The organism is Acinetobacter piscicola (genome assembly GCF_002233755.1).
GTDB classification, from domain to species: Bacteria; Pseudomonadota; Gammaproteobacteria; order Pseudomonadales; family Moraxellaceae; genus Acinetobacter; species Acinetobacter piscicola.
The window spans coordinates 616,195-628,325 of record NZ_NIFO01000001.1 but is presented as its reverse complement, the minus strand read 5'-3'; the positions used below and the strand labels follow the sequence as shown (position 1 = coordinate 628,325).

General features: G+C 36.3%; 11 protein-coding genes. 3 read left to right on the top strand and 8 right to left on the bottom strand.

What is annotated here, in order from left to right; all coding sequences use genetic code 11:
- Window positions 1–55 precede the first annotated feature (55 nt).
- Window positions 56–943 carry an alpha/beta fold hydrolase gene (locus CDA10_RS07880; protein ID WP_157909348.1) on the bottom strand — a complete coding sequence of 296 codons (888 nt, stop codon included), beginning with the start codon at window positions 941–943 and terminating at the stop codon, window positions 56–58.
- Between the two features lie 340 nt (window positions 944–1,283).
- A complete protein-coding gene (locus CDA10_RS07875) occupies window positions 1,284–1,868 on the bottom strand; it encodes a YceI family protein (RefSeq protein WP_089605052.1) in 585 nt (194 codons plus the stop codon).
- A 304-nt stretch (window positions 1,869–2,172) separates the two neighbouring features.
- Here CDA10_RS07875 and CDA10_RS07870 point away from each other — a divergent pair, with 304 nt between their 5' ends.
- Window positions 2,173–2,583 (top strand): OsmC family protein, encoded by a 411-nt coding sequence (locus CDA10_RS07870; protein ID WP_089605051.1) that lies wholly within the window; start codon window positions 2,173–2,175, stop codon window positions 2,581–2,583.
- 66 nt (window positions 2,584–2,649) lie between these two features.
- On the opposite strand, the gene CDA10_RS07865 is transcribed toward CDA10_RS07870, so the two are convergent.
- From CDA10_RS07865 to CDA10_RS07845, 5 genes are all read right to left on the bottom strand, one after another.
- A complete protein-coding gene (locus tag CDA10_RS07865; protein WP_089605187.1) occupies window positions 2,650–2,865 on the bottom strand; it encodes a hypothetical protein in 216 nt (71 codons plus the stop codon).
- A 168-nt stretch (window positions 2,866–3,033) separates the two neighbouring features.
- Entirely contained in the window at window positions 3,034–5,022 is a 1,989-nt protein-coding gene (gene tkt, locus CDA10_RS07860; RefSeq protein ID WP_089605050.1) for a transketolase, read from the bottom strand.
- Window positions 5,023–5,704: 682 nt separating this feature from the next.
- On the bottom strand, window positions 5,705–6,148 hold the full coding sequence (locus CDA10_RS07855) for a hypothetical protein (RefSeq protein ID WP_089605049.1): 444 nt from the start codon (window positions 6,146–6,148) through the stop codon (window positions 5,705–5,707).
- Between the two features lie 97 nt (window positions 6,149–6,245).
- Complete coding sequence (locus CDA10_RS07850; RefSeq protein ID WP_089605048.1) at window positions 6,246–6,857, bottom strand: YidB family protein; 612 nt, start codon at window positions 6,855–6,857, stop codon at window positions 6,246–6,248.
- Between the two features lie 126 nt (window positions 6,858–6,983).
- Window positions 6,984–7,454 carry a DUF6231 family protein gene (locus tag CDA10_RS07845; protein ID WP_089605047.1) on the bottom strand — a complete coding sequence of 157 codons (471 nt, stop codon included), beginning with the start codon at window positions 7,452–7,454 and terminating at the stop codon, window positions 6,984–6,986.
- Window positions 7,455–7,486: 32 nt separating this feature from the next.
- Here CDA10_RS07845 and CDA10_RS07840 point away from each other — a divergent pair, with 32 nt between their 5' ends.
- On the top strand, window positions 7,487–8,359 hold the full coding sequence (locus tag CDA10_RS07840; protein WP_089605046.1) for a DUF2797 domain-containing protein: 873 nt from the start codon (window positions 7,487–7,489) through the stop codon (window positions 8,357–8,359).
- 184 nt (window positions 8,360–8,543) lie between these two features.
- Here the strand turns inward: CDA10_RS07840 and lpxB are convergent, their stop codons facing one another.
- Complete coding sequence (gene lpxB, locus CDA10_RS07835; RefSeq protein WP_089605045.1) at window positions 8,544–9,716, bottom strand: lipid-A-disaccharide synthase; 1,173 nt, start codon at window positions 9,714–9,716, stop codon at window positions 8,544–8,546.
- Between the two features lie 242 nt (window positions 9,717–9,958).
- Here lpxB and CDA10_RS07830 point away from each other — a divergent pair, with 242 nt between their 5' ends.
- Window positions 9,959–12,115 carry a TonB-dependent siderophore receptor gene (locus CDA10_RS07830; RefSeq protein ID WP_089605044.1) on the top strand — a complete coding sequence of 719 codons (2,157 nt, stop codon included), beginning with the start codon at window positions 9,959–9,961 and terminating at the stop codon, window positions 12,113–12,115.
- The last annotated feature ends 16 nt before the right edge of the window (window positions 12,116–12,131 follow it).

Below are 12,131 nucleotides of genomic sequence, written 5' to 3'. Positions count from 1 at the left end.
ACACTTATTATCCAATCAATTTCTTCAATATTTAAATACTCAAATAAAGATTAACTCATAGATTAGACGAAGAATATTCCTGAGAAGAAATCATCACTTTCATAGCATCAAGAAATTCGGTAAGTAAGCGAACCAATGCATTTGGATTATCCTCAGGTACCCAAGCATATGCATCATCAACAATTTCTAAGCTACAATGTGGTAAAGTCTTAGCAAGACGAACAGCGCCTTCGGCTGGGAAAAATTTTTCTTCGCGAGGCCAAATGAGCAATGATGGCTTTTTGTATTCGGCTAACATTGGCGAATACTCTGCTAGATAACTTGGTGAAAGCTCTTCGAAAAAGCGGAGAAGGTCTTTATACACCAGTGGATCACACTGCAATGGGCTAAGATAATCGACCATAATCTCTTGTGGAATGGCTCGTTTTGTCACTCCACCATAAGCAATAGGTAATCGTTGAACAATCTTGGATTTCAATGCAAATGTTTGAAGGATTTTGGCATGGGAAAGCAAAGCTGCCACTTTTCCTAAGAGCTTAACCGTCCACGGATCAGAATCGAATGCATTCGTTGCAATAAGAACAAGGCCGCTAATACGTTCAGGATACTTAGCTGCTATAACTTGTGCGATGTCACCACCGTATCCATTACCGACGATCACCGCATGTTCAATATTGAGTGAGTCAAGTAAATCTACAACAATCTGTGCGATTCCCGGTATGCTAAGGTCTGTATTCGGTAATGCTGATTTATGTGAGCCTAACGGAAGATCTGGCACAATACATCGAACTTCACTACCCAACCCAGCAACCACGTGACGCCAAACCAAACTATTTGTAACAATCCCATGTAAAAATATAACAGGATAACCTTTGCCATTTTCTCTTAAATTAATTGCACCACAAGGTAATTGAATTGTTTTTTGAGTTTTAAATAATTCCATCATTAGTGTCTTTAATTTTTTAGTTAATCTAAACATTAAACATTTTATGATTTAAAAATCAATAGAACTATTGTGCTGATTAAAATTTTAACTGCTCTTCTTACTTTAAAAGTGACGATTAAAAACACTTAAATATTTTCATATAAAGCTTATATTTTAAAACGATATTTCTATAAAACATTGAAATAGAAAATTTAAAAAGCTTTGTTTTGGTATATATTCTTATTGGTTTGAGAATCTTATACTAAAAAATAGTGAAAACTACCATTTTATAGTTTATCTAGACAATAAAAAACTCGCACTAGAATATCTAGTGCAAGTTTCTCATTTTATTCGTTTATTACTTAGCAGCAGGAACAGAAGCTTCAGTGGTAATGTTTACAGTGATCTTATCGCCGACATTTGGCACATAAGCACCTACACCAAATGCAGAACGATCAAACGAAGTCGTTGCATTGAAACCAATTGACTCCGCTTTCGTCATTGGATGTACGCCTTGCTTGTTTAAAACTGCATCTAAAACAACAGGTTTAGTTACATCCTTAACTGTTAAGTTACCTGTAATTTTATATTTGTTTTTGCCTAAAGCTTGTACTTTAGTACTCTTAAAAGTAATGTTTGGATATTTTTCAGCATTAAAGAAATCAGCATTCTTTAAATGCTCATCTAAAGCTTTTACATTAGTATTTAAACTTGATAATGGAATTGTTACATTCACTGAAGAATTTGCAGGTTTTGCATTATCTACAGAAATCGTACCTTGAATATCACTGAAATTAGCAGATGGCGTAGAAAAACCAAAATGGTTCCAAGTGAATACTGTAGCAGTATGCGTAGGATCGATAGTGTAATCCACTGGTTTTGCAATTGTGAATGTTGTTACTGATGCAACGGCTAAACCTAATGTTAATGCTTTAAAGTTCATGTTCTTAATCTCGCTCTTGAATGTTTGTTATTTTATACCTCTAAGATTTTAATGCACTGTTATAGATAAGACGATATGTTCCAAAATTAGAACGCAGTATAAAAATATGCGAATTTTGAAAAACATAAAATTAATCTATTTATTTGAATTATATAAATTTGTGTTAAATACCTTTTTTCATTCTACAGGTCTTTGTTCTATCTAAAAGTAAAATTTTAAAAACATTCTATACAAAACAACTACAGTTAAAAGCAGACTTAAGGCGTTGTATAGCAATATAAATTTCTTTTAAGAGTCGTTAAAAATGATCCATAGCGCCGTAGCACACAGTACAAAAATCCCTTATCGCGTCACACTCACAGATCCTCAAGGGCATACATGGTATGTCGATGAACCTATTGAAAAAGGTGGAAAAGATAGTGCTCCAAACCCAATGCAATTGTTATTATCTGCTTTAGGCGCATGTACCACTGTAACTTTGGAAATGTATGCAGATAATAAAGAAATCAAAATTGAACATGTCCAAGTAGATTTGGCATTAAATCCAGAAGGTGACCCTGAAGCGGGTCAAAATAATATTGTACGCAAAATTACTTTAACTGGTGATTTTACTGAAGATCAGCATAAGCGCTTATTAAAAGTTGCAGAAAATTGCCCTGTTCATAAATTACTAACATCCAATATTCAGATTCAAACAACGTTAAACATTGAGTGAAATGTAACTTTATTTTTTCTTTCTATAATAAAATAAAAGCCCTTTTCAGGGCTTTTATTTTCACTCTTACAACTTTTCAACCAAGATCCGATCAATTTGCTTTAAACCAGTTTGTTTCTCATGGTTTTTACGGCGAATTTTAATGACTTTATCTTCTTGCAAATCTTGTAATAGCAACTCAACGGCTACCATAGATTCAAGTGGTAAATCTTGTCCAATCCACTTCTGCTCACCAGCATCCATCAGGACAATTTCATCACTAATCTGATCATAAAGGCTCATATTTTCCTCACTTATGGTAGATGTTTCACCATATTTCATGAATACTGAAGAATGGCACAACTATATACCTATTATTAAAAACTACTAGTGAAATTTGACCAAGTTACAAAACACTTTCCAAAATAAAAACGCTCCAATTGAGTTGGAGCGTTTTCAATTAAAAAATAATTATGCAGTCAATTCTTTTACAGCTTCAACCACAGCTTCAGTCGTAATACCAAAGAATTGGAATAAATCTTTCGCAGGCGCAGACTCACCATAAGTCGTCATACCAATCACTTTGCCGTCTAAACCAACAAATTTCCACCAGTAATCGACATGAGCTGCTTCAACTGCAACACGTGCACGAATATTTGCAGGAAGTACGGCTTCACGATAAGCAGCATCTTGTTTTACAAACTCTTCAGCACATGGCATAGAAACAACACGCACACCGTCAAGTTGTGCATACGCTTCCATTGCCAATGAAACTTCTGAACCTGTTGCAATGATAATTGCTTTTAATTCGCCTTTTTCTTCAGCCAAGACATAACCACCTTTCGCAACGTTCTCAATTTGAGTTTGAGTGCGTGTTTGGAATGGTAAGTTTTGACGAGAGAAAATAAGCGCCGTAGGGCCTTCACTGCGTAACAATGCTGATTTCCAAGAAATAGAAGCTTCAACAGTGTCACATGGACGCCATGTATTTAAATTTGGTGTACCACGTAAAGATGCAATTTGTTCTACCGGTTGATGTGTAGGACCATCTTCACCTAGACCAATTGAGTCATGCGTATAAACATGGATCACACGTTGTTTCATCAACGCAGACATACGTACTGCATTGCGTGCATATTCCATGAACATTAAGAATGTTGCTACGTAAGGAATGAAACCACCATGAAGTGCAACACCATTGGCTATTGCAGTCATACCAAACTCACGTACACCATAATGTACATAGTTACCTGCTGGATTTGACTCTACGCTTTCAGCACCTTTCCAAAGTGTTAGGTTAGAACCCGCTAAGTCAGCAGAACCACCTAAGATTTCAGGAAGCTGAGGAGCAAATGCTTGGATTGCATTTTGACTTGCTTTACGTGTTGCAATCGTTTCAGCTTTTGCATTTACTTCTGCAATATAAGCATCTGCTTTTGCAACAAAATCAGCTGGTAAATCACCATTAATACGACGTAATAATTCAGCTGCTTCTGTTGGATATTTTGCTTGGTATTGAGCAAATATTTCATTCCAAGCTGCTTCAGAAGTTGTACCTTTTGCTTTTGCATCCCAAGCAGTATAAACGTCAACAGGAATTACAAATGGTTCTTCTTTCCAGCCTAAAGCTTCACGAGTTAATGCAATTTCATCATTACCCAACGGTGCACCGTGGCAATCTTCTTTACCTTGTTTATTTGGTGAACCTAAACCAATAATAGTTTTACAGATAATGAGTGTAGGCTTCGCTGTTTCAGCTTTAGCTTCAACCGTTGCAGCACGGATCGCATCACTATCATGACCATCGACTTTAAGCACTTGCCAACCGTAAGCTTTGAATCGTTCTTCTGTATTGTCAGAGAACCAACCTTCAACTTCACCATCAATCGAAATGCCGTTGTCATCATAATAAACAACTAGTTTGCCTAAACCTAAAGTTCCTGCAAGTGAACATGCTTCATGGGAAATACCTTCCATTAAGCAGCCATCACCCAAGAAACAATAAGTGAAGTGATCTACAACTTTAATATCTTCTTTGTTAAATTGCGCAGCTAAAGTTTTTTCAGCTAAAGCAAAGCCAACAGCATTGGCAACACCCTGACCTAATGGGCCAGTGGTTGTTTCAATTCCTGGTGCATAGCCTAATTCAGGATGACCCGGTGTTTTTGAATGCAATTGACGGAATGCTTTTAAATCTTCAATAGAAAGATCATAACCAGTTAAATGAAGCAACGCATATTGAAGCATTGAGCCATGACCATTCGATAATACAAAGCGGTCACGGTTCGCCCATTGTGGGTTTGTAGGATTGTGATTTAAAAACTCACGCCATACCACATCAGCGATATCTGCCATCCCCATTGGAGCACCTGGATGTCCAGAATTTGCTTTTTGCACAGCATCCATTGCTAATACACGAATTGCATTGGCAATACGACGTTCATTCAGCGGGGTTGTCATAGATCAAAGTCCAATAAATATGAAAAAAATAAGAAGATGAATTAAATTCAAAACTACTGCATATTGTCTTAAAAAAAGTGCAAGGCGTAAAGCCCGTTAAGGCATAAATATCTAATCAATACGCAATAGAACAAAAAATAAGCACACTTAAAATAAAAGACACTGTTCAAATGAATAAGATTCTCTTTTATCCTAGTCGATATGAATAAGAAGTCGAAATTACAAAGATTGAGAACTTGGACATAGATTTAAGTGATAGCCGATGTTTCAAGTTGATCTTAAACAAAGAAATGATGTTTTGATTGTTAAAAATAGAAATCTTACTGACTGATGTTACGCAGTAACTCTAAAATTAAACGTTGGAGCTAGAAGAATGTGGATACGCGAAAACGTCATCCGCAATTGTTTGAGGCAGGACTTCTTCTAATAAGTAAAGTTTCTGCGAAACTTTGAATATTTTGACAATAGTGAACGAGTTCTGCGGATGACAATGGTTTTGGGTACTTTTGCCAAAACAAAAGTACCTCGAGCCGAAGGCTATTCCCTAAATTTAAACTATGGATGTAAGACTCCGTCGTGTAAATTTAGCTTTTTCTTTTTCATCTACTAAGTTTAAATCAAGTGCATAACATCAGTTACTGATATAAAACATTAAAAATTTAGCTGAAGATATTAAAAATATTCATTCAACGTAGCTTAACTTCATGTAATGTCTAAATCTTAAATTATATAAGAATAATATCCAAAAATTGATGCCTATACCGAATTTGGCTTTGGGATAGACGTCTAATTTCCAACGATGCAAAAAACTAAAAGTGAGTGAGGTTTCGTCAATCATTTTCAAAGCGCTGAAAATATCTGTTTGGTAAGCTTGCCCGATAAATAATTGATCAAGGATGCCTTTCCCCAATTCAATCAGATAAATCCTTAAAGATTCCTCAAAAATAACATCATCTGTTGTAAATAAAATATAACGATTTTCTCCAATACATACGGCACTTTCGAGTATTTTCCCTCTTATCAAGATATTTGAAGCTTTGCGATCAATCAAAACTTCACACAGCGTTTCTTTATATTTACTGGTTTCTTCAATGATATTTAACTGGATATGATTGACAAGTTTCATCAGCAACAGCGTTCAAACAGTCTTCAAAAAAAGTAAAGCCAATTTAAAAATTAGCTTTACTAAAAACAAATGGATGACGCTTTTAATTCTTAATTGATTATTTTAAGAAACCTGAAACCATATTCATTACATTTTGAATATCATCATTGGCTTCATTCTGATCTGTAGAATCACCCTGAGGCGTTAAAGAGTCAATGATTTGCGGTAATACTGTTGAAATCGCACCATACACTTCATTGGTTGGAACTTGAGCTTGTTGTGCAACTTGTTCTATTTGCTGACCGCCAAACAAGCTTTGGATTTGCTGAGCATCTACAGCACTATTGCCTTGAGATGGATCGACCCAACTTTGTACCTGACCACCTAGTCCAGCACCTTGCAATTTCGCCAAAGCACCTTGTAAACCACCGTTTTGTTGAATCCAACCTAGGATTAAAGGCACAACGGCAATCAATAAAGATGAACCATTAAAACCGCTCGATTGTGATTGTGGCGCTTGTTGTTGCTGACCACCTGTCAATCCACCTAGAACTGAGCCAAGCATCCCACCTAAACCACCTTGTTGTGATTGTTGCTGACCACCAGTTAAGCCACCCAATACTGAACCTAACACGCCCCCCAATCCACCGCCTAAACCGCCTTGTGATTGTTGTTGTCCGCCAAGCGCTTGTTTCGCCAAAATTTCCACAATATTTGATAAATCTGTCATGAGTTTCTCCTTTTTTAAGTTTTTATGACACTCGCACAGCATACGTGGCTTTGTTGTTTTCGCCAAAATTGAAATTGTTAAATTTTGCAATAAGTTAAAACTAAATTTTTAGCCAGTACAAATCGCTTACCAACGGAATTTATTCCAATTTTCTGGATTTGCCCAAAACTTAGCGTTAAACCAATCAGGCACATGTTTATAAGTCAGAATATTAAATTGCCACAGTGCAAAATCATTATCATGTGAAGTTTTATCAATCAACTGGGTAAAACCAAGCGATCTTAATAGCTGTTCATCGCTTAATTTACAGACCACGACAATTCGCTTTGCTAATAAGTCACGTAGTTTTACTAAAAGTTGCGTTTTATGTTGATCCGAAACACCCAATGTTTCATCTGTATCAAATAACACAAAACCTAAATCATAACGTTGTGTAAAAGGCAGATTTAAAAACTCAGATACGTTAAAATAAGACCATTGAATTGAATGATGAACATTGTATTGGGACAAATTTTGCCCAATACACAATGCAGTTTGAATGGGCTGTTCTAGCGATAAATCGTCTAGCATTGAAGTGATGACATTTTGCTCAGCCATAACTGCACCTTTATTGAAGCGAGTAATTGAACATGGAACTACAAGGCATTTGCCATAAAATGCATGCAGGTCTAAAAGACCTAAGTGTAACTGATCAGCAAACACATAAGGCAAATGTTGAATACAAATTCATATTGGATCGTTCAGAAATTGAACTTCCGTTTAGCTTAGGTCAAGAAATTGAAATTGAAGCGACTGGAAATATTTACTGTGTGTCTTGTGGGTCTAAAACGCCGAAGTCTTATTCACAAGGACATTGCTTTAAATGTATGAAAACTAAAGCTGCATGTGATATGTGCATCATGAAGCCTGAAACTTGCCATTATCATTTAGGTACATGTCGTGAAAATGATTTTGCCCATGAGGTTTGCTTCCAGCCGCATATTGTTTATTTAGCCAATTCCAGTGCTTTAAAAGTAGGGATCACCCGTTTAGGTCAAATGCCAACCCGTTGGTTAGATCAAGGTGCAACTCAAGCATTACCGATTATGAAAGTCGGTTCACGTCGCCTTTCAGGTCAGCTAGAAGTCATGTTTGGAACACAAGTTGCAGATAAAACTGATTGGCGTAAATTACTCAAAGGTGAAGCAGAACCTGTAAATTTAATTGAAATTCGTAATGAATTGGTTCAGGAATTTGCTCCGAAAATCCAAACCATTCGTGATGAATTTGCTCAAAATCTTGAGTTTAATGAAACTGTTGAATTACTTGAAAATGAATTACCTCGTGAATTTATCTACCCTATTGATATTTATCCTGAAAAAGTTAAATCTCACAATCTAGATAAAACACCGATTATTCGTGGCAAATTACAAGGCATTAAAGGTCAATATTTAATTATGGATACGGGTGTGATCAATATTCGTAAATATACGGGTTATGAAATCAAAGTTCGGGCTGAATAAAAAGTCAATGTATTCATATTGAATATTCTCTCTCCTTTAATTTAAAGGATGAGCGTTATTACGCGCAAGAGGAAGAGGTTATTTAAATAACCTCTTCGTAACTCTTTATCACAATTACATCCAAAAATATAATTTAAAATCAAACATATAAATCTTAAAACTAAATGAAATAAAAATACTTGGGCTATTTCAAAATCGCTAAAATTGCTTGTACAGGGTCTTCACTATTGCCTGACAATAGCTGCTTATGCATGGTAATCAATTGCATCACTTGGATCTGAGCCGTTTCGATATTCATTAATTTTTCAATCTCATCTGCAAGTTTTTCAGCGGTTGCATCTTGTTGAATGAGTTCCTGAATCACTTTTTTACCTGCAATGATATTGGGTAAAGAATAATAAGGAATCTTCACCAATAGTTTTGCAATGATATAAGTCAACCAATTCAGTTTATAAAAAGTCACCATTGGACGATGTAACAATAACGCTTCTAAAGTTGCTGTTCCCGACGCTAAAGCCACAATATTTGCCGCATTCATTACCTGACGACCAATTTTTGATTCTTTATCTGTATTTTCCAGTAAATGAATTTGATCTGTTAATTGTTTCGGATAGTTTTTTAATAGTTCTTCAATTTGCTGTTTTCGTAAATCATTAATCGCAGGAATTAAAAACTGATATTCAGGATGTTTTTGATGAATGATCTTCGCCGCATCTAAAACCAAAGGCCCAAGTCGTTCAATTTCACCACGGCGACTCCCCGGCAATAATGCAATATGTTTTTGGCTAATGTCCAAACCCAGCTCTTGTTTTGCATCTAAAATCGGATTTTGTAATGACAATTGACTGGCAAGTGGATGACCAACAAAGGCTGCTGGAACAGCAAATTTTTCAAAAAAGCTTTTTTCAAATGGAAATAAGCACAACACTAAATCAATACTGGCTTTAATGCCATGTACTCGACCCTGACGCCAAGCCCAAACCGACGGACTCACGTACTGAACTGTTTTTATAGCTAAATTTTTCTGTTTTAAACTTTTAGAAAGACGTAAATTAAAATCTGGTGCATCAATACCAATAAAAATATCGACTGGATTTTCTGTCCATCGTTCAACTAGGCCATCACGGACAGCAAATAGTTTTTTCAAATCTTTAAGGACTTCAACAATCCCCATGACAGATAAAATATCCATCGGGTAAAAGCTATTAAAGCCTTCTGCGATCATTTGAGGACCACCAATCCCCTCAAACTCAACATCTATACCTTGTTCACGAAAACTACGGATAAGTTTCGCACCTAAAGTATCTCCCGACACTTCACCTACTACGATTCCAATTTTAAGTTTCCGATTTTGCAAGATATTCTTCCTAACCCTTTTTAACAGGCACATCATAGCATAGTCATTTTTGGATTGGTGTTTGTATCTGAGCACAGTACTCTTAAATTCAATATTGATTTGAACACTGATTTATCCAATCACTTTTCACCTATTTTCAATCAAAAAGCATTTTCAATTTATATTTCCAATTGTAAAAAACTTGTAAAGCACGTTCTCAAACAATAAACTTAGCGATAATTATTCTCATTTGTATTTAATAAATGACCAACGCTATCTCATCCCCTTTTAAGCTCTCGATCATCACATTGGCTATTTTCAGTGCGCAACATAGTTTGGCTGAAGATGTACAAACCCTAGCGACGATCACGGTTGCAGCAAATGCCGATCAAACTGAGCAAACATCTGAACAATCCAAATCCTATATCATTAAACAATCTTCTAGTGCGACTAAACTCAATATTCCACTGAAAGAAACTCCACAAACGGTCAATGTTGTTACTCGTCAACAGTTAGATGATTTTGCACTGAATAGCACACGTGACGTATTACGTAATGTGCCTGGTGTCATTGTGAGTAACCAAGAAACAGACCGAAGCACTTACCTTGCACGTGGTTTTGAAATTTCAAATGTTTTAGTTGATGGTGTTGGCTTTCCTTTAGAAAGTTATAACTATAATAATGATAACCCTGATAGTTTCCTGTTTGACCGAATTGAAGTTGTTAAAGGTGCCGATGCTTTAAATAATGGTGTGGGTGATCCAAGTGCGACCATTAATATGATCCGCAAACGCCCTACTCAAGACTTACAAGCCTCTTTAAACGCAAGCTATGGTTCTTGGAATACACAACGTTATGAGGCAGATGTATCTTCAGCACTCACTAAGGATGGTAAAATCCGTGGTCGCGTATTTGGTTATGAACAAACGGGTGATAGTTATTTAGACAACTATTCACTTGAGAAAAATGGCTTTGGTGCAATCGTTGAAGCAGATCTCACCGATTCAACATTATTCACAGTAGGTTATACCGAAACCAATAATAATTCGAATGGTAATAACTGGGGTGCCAATCCACTGATTAATACACAAGGTGAACAACTGCATTATTCACGAGATTATAACTACAGCCCAGAATGGACCTATTGGGACACCAATATCAAAAATTATTTTGTCTCGCTACAACAAAAGCTAGGCAGTGATTGGGTTGCCAAGTTGTCTTATGATGAAAAGCAAACAGATCGTAGCTCAAAGTTATTATATTTATCGGGTAATCCAAGTGCAGATGGAACTTCTGGTGTCTACTTATGGCCTGGTATATATCTTGATGATAATAAAGCACGTCAAGCCAACCTGAATCTGCAAGGGACATATCCATTGTTAGGTCAACGCCATGAAGCCGTTTTTGGTTATACATGGTCTGAAAATAATAGCAATGAATTAGGCTATGGTGGAAGTTATGCCAATCACCTCACCACAGATTTAGCCAGCTGGACTGCTGCGGAACCAACTTGGGATTTCGCTAAAACCAGCGGTGAAATGCACATGAAGCAAAAAAATCAAAGTTATTATGCAGCAACACGTTTGCATTTAAACGATGATTTAAGACTACTATTGGGTGCAAACTATGTACAAGCTGAAAGTACAGGTAGCAGCTATGGTACTGACACGATTTATGATGAAGATAAAGTTTTACCTTATGCAGGTTTAACCTATAATTTCACCCCTGAATATACAGGCTATATGAGTTATACCTCTATTTTCCGCCCGCAAACCACCAAAGCACTTGATGGAAGTATTAACAAACCAATTGAAGGCGAAAGCTATGAAGTTGGGATAAAAAGTTCATGGTTAGATGATAAATTAACGGCAACCATGGCCGTTTTCAGAACGGAAGAAAGCAATTATCCGCTACGTAATTCTGATGGACTACCAACTACACGTAAAACCCAAGTCAGTGATTTACGTTCTCAAGGCTACGAATTTGGTCTTGCAGGACAACTAACTGATCACCTCAGTTTAAACTTTGGTTATACCGTGTTGAGCTTGAAAGATTTAATTAATGGTGGAGATGCACGTACCTTTAACCCAACACAATCTTTCAATGTATTAACAACTTATCAAGTACCGCAAATACCTAAGTTAAAATTAGGTTTAGGCGTTCAATGGCAAGATAAAACGCATTTAGATATTCCTCAAGCTGAAAGCAATGGCACTGTGACTCAAAAAGCAGGTGTCATTCAACAAGATGCTTATGCGCTTGTAAATGTAATGGCAAGCTACGAAGTGAATAAAAACATCACTTTACAAGCAAATGGTAATAACCTCACCGATGAGAAATATCTCTATAACTTCCCCGATGCCCAAGGTTTTTACGGTGCGCCTGCCAATTATAGTGTTGCTGTGAAATTTAAATATTGATTCAATAGCGCCTTGG